Below are 15,627 nucleotides of genomic sequence, written 5' to 3'. Positions count from 1 at the left end.
TTTCGACGGTACCGCGCCCGGAGTCACGGGATCGGAAAAGAAATCTCCGGCATCCGGTCACATCGGGGCGGCCGCGTCCGTCAGTGGGGTGAAGGCGCCGATGAGGGCGCCGCGAGGCAGAAACGAGAGTGCAGCCATGACGAACACCGCCGCTTCGATCTCCCGCATGCCGAACCCGGCCGACTTCGTGCCCGAGGTCGCCGACGTGAGTGCCGCGCTGTTCCGGGCCACCGGGAACCAGTCGGTGCCGCGGACGACGATCAACCTGGTTCACCTGCGCGCCGGGCAGATCGTGCGGAACACCTATCTGACCGTCCTGAACACCAGCTTCCTGCGCAAGGCCGGGGAGAGCGAGGAGCGGATCACCGCGGTCTCCTCCTGGCAGGACGCCCCGTACTTCACCGACGCGGAGCGCGCCGCCCTCGCGCTCGTGGAGGCCACGCTCCAGCCGGCCCCGCACGGCCGGGAGCGTGTGACGGACGAGCTGTACGCGGAGGTGGCGCGGCACTACGACGAGAAGGCGCTCGCGACGCTCACGATCGCGATCGGGCAGATCAACTTCTTCATCGCCCTCGCGGTCATCGGCAAGCCCCAGCCCGTCGCGTCCCTCGCCGACCAGCAGTGGGACTGAGGTCGGCCGGGCCCTTGTAGGGTGGCGCCGCCTTGGGGTGTGGGAGGGGTGGGGCTGATGGGACAGCGGGTCGAGGCGGCGGAGCTGCCGGTGGTGTTCCGGCGGCCGATGCGGCTGCACGCGTATGTGCTCGGGCACAGCCGGCTGGTGTTGCGGGGTCCGCAGGATCCGGAGGAGGGGCGGACCACGACGGTGGACGTGGAGTTCGCGGACCTCGGGTCCATGTCGGTGAGGGACTACTACCCGTCCCTGACGATCCGGTTCGCGGACGCGGAGGAGGAGGCCCGGCTGCGGGCGGCGGATCCGCGGGAGTGGCACGACTGGCGGGCGTTCGTCCTGGAGACGGAGGACGGGGCGAACGGACACGTGGTGGCGGGTGGGCTGCACTGGGGCGAGAGCGCGGCGCCCGAGACGTACGACAGTTTCCTGCTGCCGTGGGTGGAGTTGAGCCGCTTCCGCCCGGAGGCCCCGGCGCCGGCCGAGCCGGCCGTCGTCCACAGCGCCTGGCCCCCGCGGTGATCCCCTGGTTCTGGGTCGGCGAGGACGACACCACTGACGCCTTCGGGGAGTTGGAGGGGTCGGCGCGGCGATTCGTACGGGTGCTGCGGGAGCGGGCCGTGACGTGGGGCGGGGATCCGGACGACACGTTCGTGCTGCGGCCGGAGGAGACGGGGTTCGGGCATCTGGTCGCGCTGGTGCGCGTGGGGGCCGAGGTGTTCGGGGCGTTCTTCGACGAGCAGGGTGGCGTGTACGGCACCGAGCTGCACGACCAGATGTACGTGCCGCTGCACGGCTCCTCGGCAGGACCCTTCCGTACGGCCGGGTCGCCGGGCGCGTGCGCGGAGCGGACGGCGGACTGGTTCGAGACCCTCCGGAGCAGGGTGTGATCCGAGGCTTTCCGGTGGCGGCCTTGGTCCATTAGGTGGTTCTCGGCGTGACCGCGAGACCCCGGGGGCGTTCAGCATCACGATCCTCCCTGCGACCTGGAGAAACGCATGCGCGTACGCACTGTTCTGACGGCGACGGCCTTCACCGCCGCGGTGGTTTTCGGTGGCGCCGGAGTGGCGACCGCCGCCGACCCCGAGACGACCCCGACGACCACACAGACCACGACCACCACGCCGACCACGACGACCACGAAGTGCACGCAAGCGGACGACGCCTACGCCATCCCGCTGAACAAGATCATCGGCCAGGCGACGGAGGTCGTCATCGGCAAGGAAGGGCGAGCGTCCTTCCTCGACAAGCTGTTGTGCGTGGGGATGGTGCGCCGGTAGACCCGCCCCGCGGGCTCCTGCCTCGCCGGTCGGGGCAGGCGCCTCCCGCTGCCCGGCCAGGGACGGTCAGGCCAGTCGCTCCGGGAGGCCGGGGCGCAGCCGGCGCAGTCGGCCGGCGAGGGCCGGGTCGGCGGCGAAGGCGGCGGTGATGCGGTTCGGGTCCTCGGCGAGGTGGGTCCAGGAGTCGAAGTGGAGGGGGATCACCGTGCGGGCGCCGAGGGTGCGGGCGAGGGCGGCACCCTCGGTGGCGCTGAGGGAGAAGGCGAGGTCGCCCGTGCTGGGGAAGTGGGCGTCGCCGAAGTGGAGGAAGGCGACGTCGAGGGAGGGGAAGCGTTCCGCGATCTCCTTCAGGGCGTCATGGCGGACGGTGTCTCCGGAGAGGTAGAGGCTGCCGCCCGGGTACTGGACGACGAAGCCGGTGACGGGGCCGGTGGCCTGTTCGGTGCCCTCGGGGCCGTGGCGGGCGGGCGTCGCCGTGACGGTGACGGTGGCTCCGAGCCGGTCGGTGGCCGTCGCCGGGTCTGCCGCCCCCGTCCCGCCGGTGGCCGCCCCCATCCGGTCGGGCGCCGCCGTGAATCGGGCCGTGAAGGTGCGGCTCTCCCAGGACGCCAGGCCCTCCGCGCGGCCGCCGAGGCGGCCGGCGGCCTCCGGGGTGGTGAGGACGTGGGCCGCCCGGGCGAGGACCTCGCGGCCGGTGCGGTCGAGGTTGTCGGCGTGCTGGTCGTGGGAGAGCAGGACCAGGTCGATCGGCGGCAGCCGGTCGGCGGTGAGGGCGGGTCCCGCGGTGCGGTGGAGCGGGCGGGCCGCCGGGTAGTCGGCGGGGGCCGCGTCGAAGGCCGGGTCGGTCAGGATTGTCAGCTCCCCGATCCGGAGCAGGACGGTGGCCGTGCCGATGTACGTGGCGGTGACGGGCAGCCCGCCGGCGGTGGGAACGGCGGCCGGACCGGCAGCGAGACCGGCGGCCGGAACGGCGGCGGAGCCGGTCATGCGCGGCCCGCCGGCGGCCGGACTGGCAGCACCAGCGGCCGGACCGGCTGCGGAGCCGGTCATGCGCGGCTCGCCTCGATCTTGGACTGGAGGGCGGACAGCAGCTGCTGGAGCAGCTCGATGGTGATCTCGTCGGTGAGGTTGCCGTCGGCGTCGAAGCGCTCGTGCGAGCGGAACACGTGGACCTCGGGCTTCACCACGACGTCGCTGTCGGTCCAGACGAAGATCTGACGCAGGGCCAGCTGCGCCCGCACGGTGCCGAAGTTGGCCGGCGAGGCGCCGAGGACGGCGATCGGCTTGCGGTGCAGCGGAAGTCCTTCGGTCCGCGTCCAGTCGGTGCTGAGCCAGTCGAGGGCGTTCTTGAGCACGCCGGGGATCGAGTAGTTGAACTCGGGCGTGGCGATGAGCAGTCCGTCGGCCTCCTGGACCCGGCGGCGCAGCTCGGTCACGGCGGCGGGGCGCAGTTCGGGGGTGTCGAGGTCGAGGTCGTACGGCGGGATGGCGCGCAGGTCCTCGTAGATCTCGATGTCCTGGCCGCCGGGGTTGAACTTCAGTGCGGCGCGGAGCAGTTGGGTGTTGTGGGAGGCGGCGCGCAGCGAGCCGGAGATGGCGAGGATCCGGGACGGGCGGGCGGCGGTGGCGGTCATGGCGGGGCTCCTTCGGCGTTCACCAGGGGTGACTGACGGTGGTTCAACTCGACGAGCAGGAACGTAAACCGTTCGGTTCAGTCTGTCAACGGAACAGTTCAGTCTTGACAGTGAACTGAATGGTGTAGTTCATTCGTCGCATGCCTTCCTTCGACGAAATGCCGCTGGGCTACGCCACCCTGACGTGCCATCGGGCCGGCCGCCGCGGCCGGGCGGCGTACGGACGGGACCGGGTGTGACCGCGACCGCCGCCCGCCCGGCCGCGCGGCCCGGCTCGGGCGCCCTTCCGCTCGCCCTGCTCGCCGCGCCCGCCGCCGCCGGCCTGTCAGGGCCGACCCTCGCCCTCGCCGACGCCGCCCGCGACCTGGCCGTCCCGCCCGGCTCGGCGGCCTGGCTGCTGACCGCGTACGGGATCGGCATGGCCGTCGGCACTCCCCTGCTGCCCGCACTCGCCGCGCGGAGCGCGCGGCACGGCGCGGCCGGGCTCGGCGGGGTCACCGGGCTGGGCGGAGTCGGCGGAGTCGTACGGGCCGGTGCCGTCCTCGTCGTCCTGGGGGCCGTCCTCTGCCTCCTCGCCCCGAACCTCCCCGCGGTCGTGGCGGGGCGGATCCTGGAGGCGGCCGGCGCGGCCGGGCTGAACGTCGCGGCCTTCCAGATCGCCGGCCGCGACCGCTCGGGCCGGACCCCCGGACTCGTGGCCATCGGCAGCGCGGTCGGCGGCACGACCGGCGTCTTCGCCGGTGCCGCGCTCGCCGGGGCGCTCGGCTGGCGGGCGACCCTGCTGCTGCCGCTCCTGAGCCTGCTCGTCCTCGCGCCCACCCTGCGCCTGGCCGGCCCGCCGGATCGGACCCCCGCCGGCGCCGTCGCCGCCCCGCGTGGCGCACTGCCGCTCGACGTGTTCGGCGCCCCCGGCTTCCGTATCGCCGCCGGAATGATCCTCGCCCTCGCCACCGTCAACTTCGCGCTGCTGTACGAGGCTCCGCGCCGCGTCGCCGCGCTCACCGGCTGGACCGCCGTGCAGACCGGCGCCGCCGCGTCCCTCGCCACCCTCGCGGGCGCCCTGCTGTCCTGGCAGCTGATCCGCGCGGCCCCGCGCCTCGGCCCCCGGCGCCTGCGGGCGCTGCTCGCCGCCGGGTCGCTCGGTTCCGTCGCCGCGGCGGTCCTCGCGCCCTGGTGGCTCGTGGTCCTGGCCGGCTCCGGCGCCAGCGCGCTCGTCACGGCGGGCGGTCAGGGGCTGCTCACCGGCACGGCGACCGAGGGCCTCCCGGAGGCACGGCACGGCACCGCGGTCGGCCTGTTCAACCTCGCCTTCCTCATCGGCGCCTCGGCGGGCCCCGCCCTGGCCGCCGCCCTCACCTGACCGGATCACGCGAACCCCAAGGAGTCCGCCATGTCCCTGTTCGACCCCCACGCCTACCCCGCCCCCCGCTATTCGGGCGACCAGGGCGAGATCAGCGCCCGCTACCGGTCCGCCTCCGCCGAACCCGACTACACCGCCCCCGGAGCCGATTACCACTACCTGTCGACCACCCTGTCCACGAAGGGCGAGTACGGCCTCTACCGCGTGGACATGGGTCCGCAGGCCGTCGGTCCCAGCACCCACTTCCACAAGGCGATGTCGGAGGCCTTCTTCGTCCTCTCCGGCACGATGCGGCTCTTCGACGGCGAGAAGTGGATCGACGCCACCTCCGGCGACCACCTCTACGTCCCGGTCGGCGGCCTGCACGCCTTCCGCAACGAGTCCGGCGAGCCGGCGTCGATGCTGATGCTCTTCGCGCCCGGCGCGCCCCGCGAGGAGTACTTCGAGGGCATCACCCGGCTCGGCGACCTCACGGACGCCGAGCGTGCGGAGTTCTTCCTGCACCACGACAGCTTCTTCGTCTGAGGCGGGGTGGCCGGCCACCCCGCCGGGCGGCCCGAGCTTTACAGACCAAACCGTTCAGTTCATATACTGGCGGCCCCCTCTCCCCACCCCGTAAGGACACCGCCCATGGGAGCAGCCGAGCCCCAGGACGCCGCCGCCACAGACGAGTACGGCATCCCGGTCATCCCCGAGCCCGTCGACGCCGCCTCCCGCAAGCGACAGGCGATCATCGACGCCGCCCTCACCGAGTTCCTCGCCGAGGGCTACTCGGCGGCTTCCATGGACGCGATCACCCAGCGGTCCGGCGTCTCCAAGGCGACCATCTACAAGCACTTCGGCAGCAAGGAACGCCTCTTCCTCGCCGTCATCGGCGGCGTCCTGCCCAAGACCTACGCGGACCTGGAACCCAGCAACTCCACCCTCGCCGACGCGCCCGACCTGCGCGCCGCCCTCGTCCGGCTCACCACCGACTGGGCACGCATCCTGCTGCGGCCCGACATCATGTCGCTGCGCCGCCTGGTGATCGGCGAGATCGACCGCTTCCCGCAGCTCGGGCAGCTCTGGTACCGGGTCAGCTACGACATGAACAACGGCCCGCTCGTCGAGGCGTTCACCGAGCTCCACGCGCGCGGCGCCCTCCACGTCCCCGACCCCAAGCTCGCCGTCCAGCAGCTCGTCGCCGCCACCGTGGGCGTGCCACAGCTCGTCCGCACCTTCTCCCCCGAGGCCGAGATCGACGAGGCCGAGCTGGCCCGGATGATCACCTCCGGCGTGGACCTCTTCCTCGCCGGGTACGGACACGGACGCGGCTGAGCGGCCCGGCGGAATACGATCGGACCGCCGACAGCCGCACCGGTGGCTGACAACGGCAACACCCTCTGTCTAAGGAGATTCCTCATGGCCCAGGTCGCGCTCAAGGGCAACCCCGTAACCGTCGACGGCTCCCTGCCCGCCACGGGCAGCCAGGCCCCCGAGTTCAGCCTGGTCGGCGAGGGTCTCGCGGACAAGTCGCTGAAGGACTTCGCCGGCAAGCGCAAGGTCCTCAACATCTTCCCCAGCGTCGACACCCCCACCTGCGCCTCCTCCGTGCGCGCCTTCAACGCGAAGGCCGGCGACCTGGAGAACACCGTCGTGCTGTGCATCTCGGCGGACCTCCCCTTCGCCCAGGCCCGCTTCTGCGGCGCCGAGGGCCTCGAGAACGTGCAGAACCTCTCCACCCTGCGCGGCCGTGACTTCCACACCGACTACGGTGTCGCGATCGCCGACGGCCCGCTGGCCGGCCTGACCGCCCGCGCCGTCGTCGTCCTCGACGAGAACGACAAGGTCCTGCACACCGAGCTCGTCAACGAGATCGCCGAGGAGCCGAACTACGAGGCCGCCCTGGCCGCCCTGAAGTAGTCCGCGCCCGCGAGGACGACGAGGCCCGCCCGGCGATCACCGCCGGGCGGGCCTCCGCGTCTGCCCGGGGCGCCCGGATGCCGGGGCCCGGGAGGCGGGGGGTCCCGGCCAGGGAGAGACTGAAGGGGTAGCGCGGCCGCAGGCAGGGGGCCTTGAGGAGTGGCCATGGGTGGCACGGCTGTGGAGACCCTGCGCGAGCTGCTGCGGGGCGAGGTGACCGGCCCCGACGACGCGGGGTACGAAGAGGCCCGGTCGATCTACAACGCGATGATCGACCGCCGGCCCGCGGTGATCGCCCGGTGCGCGGACACCTCGGACGTACGGGCGGCGGTGAGGTACGCCCGGGACACCGGCACGGACCTGGCGGTGCGCGGCGGCGGCCACAGCGGTGGCGGTCTCTGCCTCGTCGACGGTTCGCTGATGGTGGACCTGTCGGGGATGCGGTGGGTCCGGGTGGATCCGGCGTCGCGGACGGCGCTGGTGGGCGGTGGCAGTCAGCTCGGCGACCTGGACCACGAGGCGCACGGCCACGGACTCGCGACGCCGGCCGGGATCATGTCGACGACCGGGGTGGGCGGGCTGACCCTGGGCGGCGGGCACGGCCATCTGACCCGTGCGTACGGGCTGACGATCGACAACCTGCTGGCGGCGGACGTGGTCCTCGCCGACGGCTCGGTCGTCACCGCCTCGGCGGAGGAACACCCGGACCTGTTCTGGGCGTTGCGCGGCGGCGGCGGCAACTTCGGGATCGTGACGTCGTTCACCTTCGCACTGCATCCCGTGGAGAACGTGGGGCTCGCCGTCACCCTGTGGGAGCCGGAGCACATCGGGGCGGTGCTGCGCTGGTACCGCGAGTTCATGCCGGCGGCGGACACCGACCTGAACGGTTTCTTCGCGACGCTGGTGGTGGCGCCGGGGCCGCCGTTCCCGGAGGAGATCCACGGGAAGCGGATGTGCGGGGTCGTGTGGTGCCACACGGGCACCACGGACGAGGAGGCCCTCGCGAAGGCGTTCGCCGTCGTCGCCGACCCGGCGCCGCCCGCGTTCCACTTCGAGACGCCCGTGCCGTATCCGGCGATCCAGTCGATGTTCGACGACCTGATCCCCAAGGGGCTGCAGTGGTATTGGCGCGGGGACTTCTTCGACGGGATCACGGACGACGCGATCGACGTCCACCGGACCTACCTGGAGCGGATGCCGACCGAGCTGTCGACGATGCACCTCTATCCGGTCGACGGCGCCGCCCACCGCCCCGGCCCCATGGACACGGCCTGGGCGTACCGGGACGCGGTCTGGTCCGGCGTGATCGCCGGCATCAGCTCCGAACCGGCGGACGCGGAGCTGATCCACCGGTGGAGCGTGGACTACTGGGAGGCCCTGCACCCCCACTCCATGGGCGGCGCGTACGTCAACTTCCTGGGCGCGGACGAAGGCGGGGACCGGGTCCGGGCCACGTACCGCGGGCACTACGACCGGCTGGCCGAGGTGAAGCGGACGTACGACCCGGACAACGTCTTCCGTCACACGCAGAACATCGTCCCGGCGGGCCGATGACTTTCCCGTTTCCCGCGGCCCGATGAGTTTCCCGTGGACCGATGAGTTTCCCGGGGGCCGCCGGTCCTAGATCATGAACGCGATACGCGAACGCGATACGCGATACGGCGACCTCTCAAGGGGACTTCCATGCGCACTCTGATCAGCTCCGCCTTCGTCTCGCTCGACGGCGTCGTGGAGGCCCCGGGCGGCGAGCCCGGCTACCGCAACTCCGGGTGGACGTTCAAGGAGGTGGAGTTCCTCCCCGAGGCCTTCGAGATCAAGGGCCGGGAGCAGAAGGAAGCCACCGCGATGCTGCTGGGCCGCACCAGCTACGAGGCCTTCAGCGCCGTGTGGCCGGACATGGAGGACTTCGCCGACTACAAGGAGATGCCGAAGTACGTGGTGTCCACCACGCTCGCCGAGGACGACCTGGTCTCCGACTGGGGCGAGACCACGATCCTGCGCTCGCTCGACGAGGTCGCCGCGCTGAAGGAGACCGAGGGCGGCCCGATCATCGTCCACGGCAGCGCCACCCTGAACCGGGCCCTCTCCGACGCGGGCCTGATCGACCGCTACCACCTGCTGGTCTTCCCGCTGCTGCTCGGCGCCGGCAAGCGCCTCTTCAGCACCACGGACAAGGACGCCCAGAAGCTGCGCCTGGTGGAGCACGAGGCGTACGCGAACGGCGTGCAGAAGCAGGTCTTCGACGTCGTCCGGTGACGGCCCGGGGCCCGGGGCGCCGGGCCGAGGACCCATGCCATCGGGTCAGGCGCGGCAGCGCAGCATCTCCAGCGGCGGGTTGGCGTGGAAGTCCGACCAGTAGTCGGCGCCGAACTCGCGCAGGCCCGCCTCCGACACCGTCACCGGCACCCAGGCGAGGTCGCGGAATCCGGCGGCCCGCAGGGAGTCCTCGTAGACCTCCCGGCGGGGGCGGTTGGCGACGAAGGAGACCGGCGGGTCGAGGAGCGCGGTGAGGCGGACCTTGGGGCCGGTCTCGATCTGCTCGCCGGTGAGCTCGCAGCGGAAGCCGTACCGCTCCGGCGTGGGGCCGTCGAAGCGGTAGTCGGGCGACTGGTTGAGGATGAAGAACTCGCCGCCGGGCCTCAGGCTGCGGTGGATGTTGCGGCACATCCGCTCGGTGGTGGCGATGTCCGGTGCGTAGCTGAGCATCTGGACGCCGAGCACGATGTCGAAGGGCCGCTCGAAGGGCCGCAGCTCGGCGACGTCGCCCACCTCGTAGGCGATGCCCAGCGGGTCGGTCTCCTCCAGCTTCCGGGACACGGCGACCATCTCGCCGGAGATGTCCACGCCGAGCACCTCCGAGGCGCCGCGCCGCCGGAACTCGCGACTGTAGAAGCCGGTTCCGGAGGCCAGGTCGAGGATCGATTTGCCGCGTACGTCGCCGACCAGGGCCAGGAAGGACGGCACCACCGCGTACTGCTCCAGCGGCAGCGCCTTGAATCCCTCGTAGGCCTCGCCGATCTCGTCGTACTGCTGATACGTGGTCATCTGCTGTACCCCCGTGCTGAGTTGGTGATCCGTTTCGCTTGGCAGTCTTGCCGGATCACGACTCCCCGCCGTATTGGCGGAACCCACAGAGATGCGGGTCCCGCCTCGGCCTCCTCTACGGGGCCTGTGTCTGGACGAGCAGCGCCACCGCCAGGACCACGATCAGCGTGCTCGACGCGAGGGCCGTCGTGAGGCGGCCGCGCGGGCCGGTGAGGGTGCGGCCGAGGAGGCTGCCGCCGGTGGTGAGGAGGAGCTGCCAGCTGGCGGAGGCCAGGAGCGCGGCGAGGACGAACACCATGCGCTCGGCAGGGGTCGCGGGGGCGTCGGGACCGGTGGCGAGGATCAGCGCGGCGAAGTAGATCACCGTCATCGGGTTGAGGAGCGTGATGCCCAGGAAGGTGAGGTACGCGCGGGCCGGAGTGAGGGTCGTCGTGCCGTCGTCGCGCGAGGCGAGGGACCCGGCGCGGTGGGTCCGTACGGCCAGGACGGCCGCCCGGACCGCGAGGGCCACCAGGACCACGGCGGAGACCCAGCGCAGCGGGGTCATGACGGGGGCGAGCAGCGGGACGAGCGCGGAGCCGCCCGCGACCGCGAGGAGGGCGTAGACGCCGTCGGCGGTGGCGACGCCGAGGGCCGCGCCGGCGCCCGTGCGCCAGCCGGTGCGGGCCGTGACGGCCACCAGGTAGGCGCCGACCGCGCCGACGGGGATCGCGATGCCGTAGCCGGCCAGGAGGCCGGCCACCGCCGCGGCGATCACGCGACGGCGGGGGTCGCTCCCGCGGGGACGCCGGGCTGCTGCTGTCGGTGGTAGGCCGAGCCGTCCTTCGTACGGGCGAGCTGCCCGCCGACGACCAGATAGCGGCGCAGGGCCGGGAAGTCGGCGTGCACGGTCTTCAGGGCCTCGTTGACCTCGCGCTCGGTGTAGGAGCGGGCCGGCTCGAAGAGCGTCGCGGCCAGATGGTCGAGCAGGGCGGCCCGGCGCGCGGGCTTCCGCGGGATCGCCTTGAGGCGCCCGTCGGCGGCGAACAGATCGGCGGTGGAGTCCATGCGGTGAAGCGTGACGGGCCGGGCGGCCCGCCCGCAAAGCATTTACCGCCCGGCCACGGCCAGGGCTGGGGCCACGGCCACGGCCACCGCTACCGCCCCAGCCGGTAGCGGATCTTCTTCACCAGCTCCTTCAGATCCGGCGCCCGCAGCAGGCTGTAGTGGTCGGCGTCCAGCTCCACCACCGTCGGCGGCCGGGAGGACCAGCCCGTCGCGGTCTCCAGGAAGGAGTAGTCGTCGCCCCGGGCCTTGAAGATCGTGACCGGGCAGGAGACGGTGCGTTCGGTGAGTTCCCGGAAGGTGTAGGTGAACTCGAAGGTCTTCTCGACGATGGCGATGATCCGGGCCACCAGCTCCGGGTCGAGCGCGGGGAAGCGTTCCGTCACGTACGCGGCGAAGCCCTCCGCGTCCTTCGCCGCCGCCGGGACCTCCTCCAGCGCGCCCGCGAAGACCGAGTACAGGATCCGCGTGAAGCCGGGGCTGTCGTACGAGGCGCCGCCGGCCGCCGACTCCTCGCGGACCTTCGGGGAGCCCGGCGCGATCAGGAACAGGTGCTCCACCTGCTCGCCCGCCGCCTCCAGGAGGTGCGCCGACTCGAAGGCGACACGGGCGCCGAAGGAGTAGCCCCACAGGGTGTACGGGCCGGCGGGCTGACGGCGGCGGATGGCGGCCACGTCGGCGGCGGCCATCTCGCGGATGGTGTCGTACGGGGTCTCGCCGCGGTTGACGCCGTGCGCCTGCACCCCGTAGAAGGGCCGGTCGATGCCGATCTCCTCCGCGAGGAAGCGCAGGTTCATGGTGTAGCCGCCGAGGCCGGGCCAGCAGTAGACCGGCGAGCGGTCGCCCTCGGCGTGCAGCCGGACCAGCCGGGAGGCGGGGGTGGCCGCGGCACCGTCCAGGCGGTGGGCCAGCTTCTCGATGCTCGGGCACTCGAAGAGGATCTGGAGGGGGAGCCCCGCGCCCCCTGACTCGCGCCCGAACTCCCGGTTGATCCGGGTGATGAGCGCGACCGCGATCAGCGAGTTGCCGCCCGACTCGAAGAAGTCGTCCTGGACGGAGACCGCCTCGACCTCCTCGTACTTCAACGCCGCCGCCCAGATCTCCGCGAGCCGCTGCTCGGTGCGGGTGCGCGGCGGGACGTGCGGGCGGCCGTGCAGACCGGCGTTGACGACGGCGAGTTCGGCGAGGGCCTTGCTGTCGACCTTGCCGTTGGCGGAGAGCGGCAGCCGGTCCAGGACCACGACCCGGTTGGGGATCATGTAGTCGGGCAGGTGGTGCGCCAGGTCGTCGCGGATCATCTCCGCGGGCCCCTTCATGTGGACGGTGTCCTCGTACATGCCCTCGCTGAGCCGCTGCTCCTCGCTGACGGCGCCGCCGACGAAGAAGTACGAGGGGCCGGTCGCGCGGCCCGCGGCCGACAGGATCTCGTCCATGCGGCGGGCGGCGGGCAGCGGGTGGCCGGACATGGAGCTGTAGCCGGAGGACATGAAGCCCAGCCCGTGGTCGCCGAGTTGGAGCCGCTGGAGGGCCCGGCCCAGGTCGACGTAGGCGCGCCGGCCGGCGGCCGGCCGGCTGATCGCGGTGATGCCGAGGCTCGCCCGCTCGTACACCGCCTGGTTGATGGCGATGACGTGCTTCTTCTCGACGAGGCCGGCGGAGACGGGGGTCAGCTCCCCGGCCCGGTAGGCGTACTGCCCGGGCGGGAGGTCGGCGATCCGGCCCGGGTGGGACTGGACGTACAGGTCCACCTCGGGGCCGGAGTCCCGCGCCGCCTCCTCGTCGTACGGGACGAGCTCGAACACGCCCAGGTCCTCCCGGCCCTCCCCGTCGCGCACCGGTCGGATCGCCAGGCCCAGACCCGGCAGGATCTCCTCGAACAGGCCCACCATGTGGCCGGTCTCGATCTCCAGGACCTCGCGGATGTTGTTCTTGTAGACGGGCTCGATGGCCTCCCACTTGCCGCGGAATCCGAAGCGGACGCGTGCCTCGCCCTCTCCTGCGGCGCCCGGCTCCATCAGATGCAGCCGGTGGTGCACCGGGTGGTAGTAGTACGTGCCGGGCTCCAGGCCCGCGATCCCGCGCACCTCCACGGAGAGCTGCGTCGCGTACAGCGCGCCCGGCGAGGCGTAGCCGTACTTCGGGAGCAGCCGCTCCTCGCTGAGGAACTGGCCGAACCAGCGCAGGATCTCGCCCAGGTCGGCGGCGGTCAGGGTGCCGACCGCGCGGGAGCCGATGCCCTCGGGGCGGCGGGCGAGCGCGGCGAGGACATCGGCGCGGGTGACCGGCCCGCCCTCGTAGAAGCGGTAGGTCTTGCGGGCGAAGACGGTACGGCGCATCCGCTCGGTCGGCGTGCGGCCGGGCAGCTCGACGACCGGGCGGCCGGCCAGCTCGCGCGCGTCGACGGTGCCGGCGTTGGACAGCTGCGCCTTGACCTGGAGCTTGGACTCCTTGGACTGGTGGTGGGCGCCGTGGTTGCCCTGGTCCATCAGTGCGGCTTCCTTCGGGGACAGCTCGACGCAGGCGACCAGGTTCTGGAAGCCGGTGCGGGGCTCGTTCCTGACGATGACGGCGGCGGACTTCACCCAGTCGTGGTTCTCGATGGCGAGCGCGATCTCGTCGAGCTCGACGCGGAAGCCGCGCAGCTTGATCTGGTTGTCGGCGCGGCCGGCGAACTGGACGGTGCCGTCCTCGTTCCGGGTGGCGAGGTCGCCGGTGCGGTAGAGGCGCTCGCCGCTGCCGGTGGTGACGAAGCGTTCCGCCGTGAGCTCGGGCCGGTCCAGGTACCCCCGCGCGACCTGGATGCCGCCGATGCACAGCTCGCCGTCCCGTATGTGGAAGGTCGTGTCGTACGCCGGTCTGCCGATGGGTATCGCGGCGGGGCCGTCGGCGACGGTGGCCCGGTCGACGGTGTGGGAGGAGGCGTTGATGGTGCACTCGGTGGGGCCGTACAGGTTGACCAGCTCGGCGTGGGGAAGTTCGGCGAGGAGCTGGACGGCCAGGTTGCGGGAGAGGGTCTCGCCGCCCGAGTAGACCCGGCGCAGGCTGGTGCAGGAGGCGAACCGCTCGGTGTCGAGCAGGGCCTGGAGGAGGGTCGGCACGCACTGGAGCATGGTGGCGTCGTGCCGTCGTACGGTGTCGATCAGGGCTTCGGGGTCGCGGTACACCCCCGGCGGGCCCATGGCGACGCGGGCGCCGACGGCCGGGGCGAGGATCTCCCACTGGGCGGCGTCGAAGCTCATGGGGGTCTTCTGGACGACGACGGCGCCGGGGCGGAGGTGGTGCTCGGCGGACATCCAGCGCATCTGGGCGGCGATCGAGCGGTGCTCGACCATGACGCCCTTGGGTCTGCCGGTGGAGCCGGAGGTGTAGATGACGTACGCGAGCTGGGCGGCGTCCACCGCCGGGTCGGTGACGGGCTGTTCGTCGCCGGCGGTGCGCCAGGCGTGCTGGACGGCGTCCTTGAGGGTGACGACGGTGGTGCCGGGCGGGGCGAGCTCGGTGACGCGGGCACGGAAGCGTTCCTGGGTGAAGACGATCCGTGCGCCGCTGTCCTCGATCATGTAGCGGAGGCGCTCTTCCGGATACTCCGGGGAGAGCGGGACGTACGCGCCGCCGGACAGCACCACGCCCCACGTGCCGATCATCAGTTCGAGTGAGGGTTCAACGTGGACACCGACGCGGTGGTCGGCGGCGACGCCGAGGGTGCGGAGATAGCCGGCGAGGACGGCGGCGCCTTCGTGGAGCTCGCGGAAGGTGAGGGTGTCGTCCTCGAAGACGACGGCGGTGTCGTCGGGGCGCGCCTGAACCTGGGCGCGCAGCAGCCGGTCCAACGTACTGGGCATGGAGGTCCCCTGCGTGAGTGAGGCGGGAGGGAAAAGGGGCGGGCCCCGGTCCTGGAGGACCAGGACCGGGGCCCGTCGCCGTCAGCGGTAGATGAGCAGTTCCCGCTCCGTCGCACCCGTCAGCTCGTAGCGGGTGCGGACCAGCGGGCGGCCCGAGTAGATACGGATCAGGGTGGCCGCGTCGCCGTGGAAGCGGGCCGGCGGGCGGCCCTCGACGGCGTTGCCGAGGTCGACCTTTTCGGCCCGGTCGGCCAGGACGCCGACGAGCCGCGGGGTCTCCCGCCTGCGGCTGGTGACGCACAGCAGCGGCAGGGCCAGGTCGAGGGCGGCCCCGCAGTAGGCGCCGGGTTCGCCGAAGGCCTCCCGTACGTCCCCGGCGTGCACCCACTCGCCGAGCGCGACCGCGTCGAGGCGGCCGTCCTCGTGCCCGGCGATGACCGGACCGGCCTCGGTGAGGCCCCGCTCCAGTTCGTCGAGGATCCGGCCGAGCGGCCAGTCCTCGCGCTCGGCCACGTCGGAGGCGTTCGCCTCGGGCAGGAAGACGCCCTCCTCCAGGCGCCCCTCGACGATCCTGACGAGCGCCGCCGCGCAGTGGGCGAGCACCTGTCGGGCGGTCCAGCCGGGGCAGGCGGTGCGCAGCTCGTACGCCGGCTCGGGGGTACGGCGCAGCAGCGGCATCAGCAGGTCCCGCTCCGTCCGGAGGAGACGGTCCGGGAGCCACGGGTCACGGGCGTGGTCGTCGGTACACACGTCGGTACACATCAGTAGCGGTAGTGGTCGGGCTTGTAGGGGCCGTGGATGGGGACGCCGATGTAGGTGGCTTGTTCGGGGCGGAGGGTGGTGAGTTTGACGCCGAGGGCGTCGAGGTGGAGGCGGGCGACCTTTTCGTCGA

18 protein-coding genes are annotated in these 15,627 nt (G+C 72.3%); 10 read left to right on the top strand and 8 right to left on the bottom strand.

What is annotated here, in order from left to right; all coding sequences use genetic code 11:
* The first annotated feature begins 136 nt into the window (after positions 1-136).
* The 4 genes from ACFY7C_RS28520 (at position 137) to ACFY7C_RS28505 (ending at position 1,908) form a co-directional block, all read left to right on the top strand.
* Positions 137-631 carry a carboxymuconolactone decarboxylase family protein gene (locus ACFY7C_RS28520; protein ID WP_389655711.1) on the top strand — a complete coding sequence of 165 codons (495 nt, stop codon included), beginning with the start codon at positions 137-139 and terminating at the stop codon, positions 629-631.
* A 57-nt stretch (positions 632-688) separates the two neighbouring features.
* Complete coding sequence (locus ACFY7C_RS28515; protein WP_389655710.1) at positions 689-1,150, top strand: hypothetical protein; 462 nt, start codon at positions 689-691, stop codon at positions 1,148-1,150.
* A complete protein-coding gene (locus ACFY7C_RS28510; RefSeq protein WP_389655709.1) occupies positions 1,147-1,518 on the top strand; it encodes a hypothetical protein in 372 nt (123 codons plus the stop codon). Before ACFY7C_RS28515 ends, ACFY7C_RS28510 begins: the two co-directional genes overlap by 4 nt.
* Before the next feature lie 108 nt (positions 1,519-1,626).
* Positions 1,627-1,908 carry a hypothetical protein gene (locus ACFY7C_RS28505; RefSeq protein WP_389655708.1) on the top strand — a complete coding sequence of 94 codons (282 nt, stop codon included), beginning with the start codon at positions 1,627-1,629 and terminating at the stop codon, positions 1,906-1,908.
* Between the two features lie 66 nt (positions 1,909-1,974).
* On the opposite strand, the gene ACFY7C_RS28500 is transcribed toward ACFY7C_RS28505, so the two are convergent.
* A complete protein-coding gene (locus tag ACFY7C_RS28500; RefSeq protein WP_389655707.1) occupies positions 1,975-2,958 on the bottom strand; it encodes an MBL fold metallo-hydrolase in 984 nt (327 codons plus the stop codon).
* A complete protein-coding gene (locus ACFY7C_RS28495) occupies positions 2,955-3,542 on the bottom strand; it encodes an NADPH-dependent FMN reductase (protein ID WP_389655706.1) in 588 nt (195 codons plus the stop codon). Before ACFY7C_RS28495 ends, ACFY7C_RS28500 begins: the two co-directional genes overlap by 4 nt.
* A gap of 235 nt (positions 3,543-3,777) precedes the next feature.
* On the opposite strand from ACFY7C_RS28495, the gene ACFY7C_RS28490 reads away from it, so the two are divergent.
* The 6 genes from ACFY7C_RS28490 to ACFY7C_RS28465 all read left to right on the top strand — a co-directional run bounded on the left by ACFY7C_RS28490 (position 3,778) and on the right by ACFY7C_RS28465 (position 9,060).
* A complete protein-coding gene (locus ACFY7C_RS28490; protein ID WP_389655705.1) occupies positions 3,778-4,902 on the top strand; it encodes an MFS transporter in 1,125 nt (374 codons plus the stop codon).
* Positions 4,903-4,932: 30 nt separating this feature from the next.
* Positions 4,933-5,427, top strand: a complete 495-nt coding sequence (locus tag ACFY7C_RS28485; RefSeq protein WP_389655703.1) for a cupin domain-containing protein — start codon at positions 4,933-4,935, stop codon at positions 5,425-5,427.
* A 105-nt stretch (positions 5,428-5,532) separates the two neighbouring features.
* The gene (locus tag ACFY7C_RS28480) at positions 5,533-6,219 is read left to right on the top strand and encodes a TetR/AcrR family transcriptional regulator (RefSeq protein ID WP_389655702.1); all 687 of its coding nucleotides are present in this window, start codon (positions 5,533-5,535) and stop codon (positions 6,217-6,219) included.
* A gap of 84 nt (positions 6,220-6,303) precedes the next feature.
* The gene (tpx, locus tag ACFY7C_RS28475; protein WP_389655701.1) at positions 6,304-6,804 is read left to right on the top strand and encodes a thiol peroxidase; all 501 of its coding nucleotides are present in this window, start codon (positions 6,304-6,306) and stop codon (positions 6,802-6,804) included.
* A 165-nt stretch (positions 6,805-6,969) separates the two neighbouring features.
* Positions 6,970-8,358, top strand: coding sequence for an FAD-binding oxidoreductase (locus ACFY7C_RS28470; protein WP_389655699.1), 1,389 nt, complete (start codon positions 6,970-6,972; stop codon positions 8,356-8,358).
* A gap of 129 nt (positions 8,359-8,487) precedes the next feature.
* Positions 8,488-9,060: a dihydrofolate reductase family protein gene (locus ACFY7C_RS28465; protein WP_389655698.1), complete on the top strand. Its 573-nt coding sequence runs from the start codon at positions 8,488-8,490 to the stop codon at positions 9,058-9,060.
* 45 nt (positions 9,061-9,105) lie between these two features.
* Here ACFY7C_RS28465 and ACFY7C_RS28460 read toward each other — a convergent pair whose 3' ends face one another.
* From ACFY7C_RS28460 to ACFY7C_RS28435, 6 genes are all read right to left on the bottom strand, one after another.
* Positions 9,106-9,849 carry a class I SAM-dependent methyltransferase gene (locus ACFY7C_RS28460; RefSeq protein WP_389655696.1) on the bottom strand — a complete coding sequence of 248 codons (744 nt, stop codon included), beginning with the start codon at positions 9,847-9,849 and terminating at the stop codon, positions 9,106-9,108.
* A gap of 115 nt (positions 9,850-9,964) precedes the next feature.
* Entirely contained in the window at positions 9,965-10,606 is a 642-nt protein-coding gene (locus tag ACFY7C_RS28455; RefSeq protein WP_389655695.1) for a LysE family transporter, read from the bottom strand.
* Positions 10,603-10,896 carry a DUF2087 domain-containing protein gene (locus tag ACFY7C_RS28450; RefSeq protein ID WP_389655694.1) on the bottom strand — a complete coding sequence of 98 codons (294 nt, stop codon included), beginning with the start codon at positions 10,894-10,896 and terminating at the stop codon, positions 10,603-10,605. The genes ACFY7C_RS28455 and ACFY7C_RS28450 overlap by 4 nt, the downstream gene beginning before the upstream one ends.
* An 89-nt stretch (positions 10,897-10,985) precedes the next feature.
* Positions 10,986-14,735: an amino acid adenylation domain-containing protein gene (locus tag ACFY7C_RS28445; RefSeq protein WP_389655693.1), complete on the bottom strand. Its 3,750-nt coding sequence runs from the start codon at positions 14,733-14,735 to the stop codon at positions 10,986-10,988.
* Between the two features lie 81 nt (positions 14,736-14,816).
* Positions 14,817-15,497, bottom strand: a complete 681-nt coding sequence (locus ACFY7C_RS28440; RefSeq protein WP_389655692.1) for a maleylpyruvate isomerase family mycothiol-dependent enzyme — start codon at positions 15,495-15,497, stop codon at positions 14,817-14,819.
* Positions 15,497-15,627, bottom strand: a 131-nt coding sequence (locus ACFY7C_RS28435) for an adenosylhomocysteinase (protein WP_389656887.1), incomplete at its 5' end; no start/stop codon positions are given. The genes ACFY7C_RS28440 and ACFY7C_RS28435, both read right to left, overlap by 1 nt.

The organism is Streptomyces sp. NPDC012769 (assembly GCF_042901205.1).
Lineage (GTDB): Bacteria > Actinomycetota > Actinomycetes > Streptomycetales > Streptomycetaceae > Streptomyces.
This window is presented reverse-complemented; position numbering and strand designations above follow the sequence as displayed.

Coding starts and splice junctions, on each gene's coding strand:
- ACFY7C_RS28520 (WP_389655711.1), top strand. CDS start 137: ATGACGAACACCGCCGCTTCGATCTCCCGCATGCCGAACCCGGCCGAC.
- ACFY7C_RS28515 (WP_389655710.1), top strand. CDS start 689: ATGGGACAGCGGGTCGAGGCGGCGGAGCTGCCGGTGGTGTTCCGGCGG.
- ACFY7C_RS28505 (WP_389655708.1), top strand. CDS start 1,627: ATGCGCGTACGCACTGTTCTGACGGCGACGGCCTTCACCGCCGCGGTG.
- ACFY7C_RS28500 (WP_389655707.1), bottom strand. CDS start 2,958: ATGACCGGCTCCGCAGCCGGTCCGGCCGCTGGTGCTGCCAGTCCGGCC.
- ACFY7C_RS28495 (WP_389655706.1), bottom strand. CDS start 3,542: ATGACCGCCACCGCCGCCCGCCCGTCCCGGATCCTCGCCATCTCCGGC.
- ACFY7C_RS28485 (WP_389655703.1), top strand. CDS start 4,933: ATGTCCCTGTTCGACCCCCACGCCTACCCCGCCCCCCGCTATTCGGGC.
- ACFY7C_RS28480 (WP_389655702.1), top strand. CDS start 5,533: ATGGGAGCAGCCGAGCCCCAGGACGCCGCCGCCACAGACGAGTACGGC.
- tpx (WP_389655701.1), top strand. CDS start 6,304: ATGGCCCAGGTCGCGCTCAAGGGCAACCCCGTAACCGTCGACGGCTCC.
- ACFY7C_RS28470 (WP_389655699.1), top strand. CDS start 6,970: ATGGGTGGCACGGCTGTGGAGACCCTGCGCGAGCTGCTGCGGGGCGAG.
- ACFY7C_RS28465 (WP_389655698.1), top strand. CDS start 8,488: ATGCGCACTCTGATCAGCTCCGCCTTCGTCTCGCTCGACGGCGTCGTG.
- ACFY7C_RS28460 (WP_389655696.1), bottom strand. CDS start 9,849: ATGACCACGTATCAGCAGTACGACGAGATCGGCGAGGCCTACGAGGGA.
- ACFY7C_RS28450 (WP_389655694.1), bottom strand. CDS start 10,896: ATGGACTCCACCGCCGATCTGTTCGCCGCCGACGGGCGCCTCAAGGCG.
- ACFY7C_RS28445 (WP_389655693.1), bottom strand. CDS start 14,735: ATGCCCAGTACGTTGGACCGGCTGCTGCGCGCCCAGGTTCAGGCGCGC.
- ACFY7C_RS28440 (WP_389655692.1), bottom strand. CDS start 15,497: ATGTGTACCGACGTGTGTACCGACGACCACGCCCGTGACCCGTGGCTC.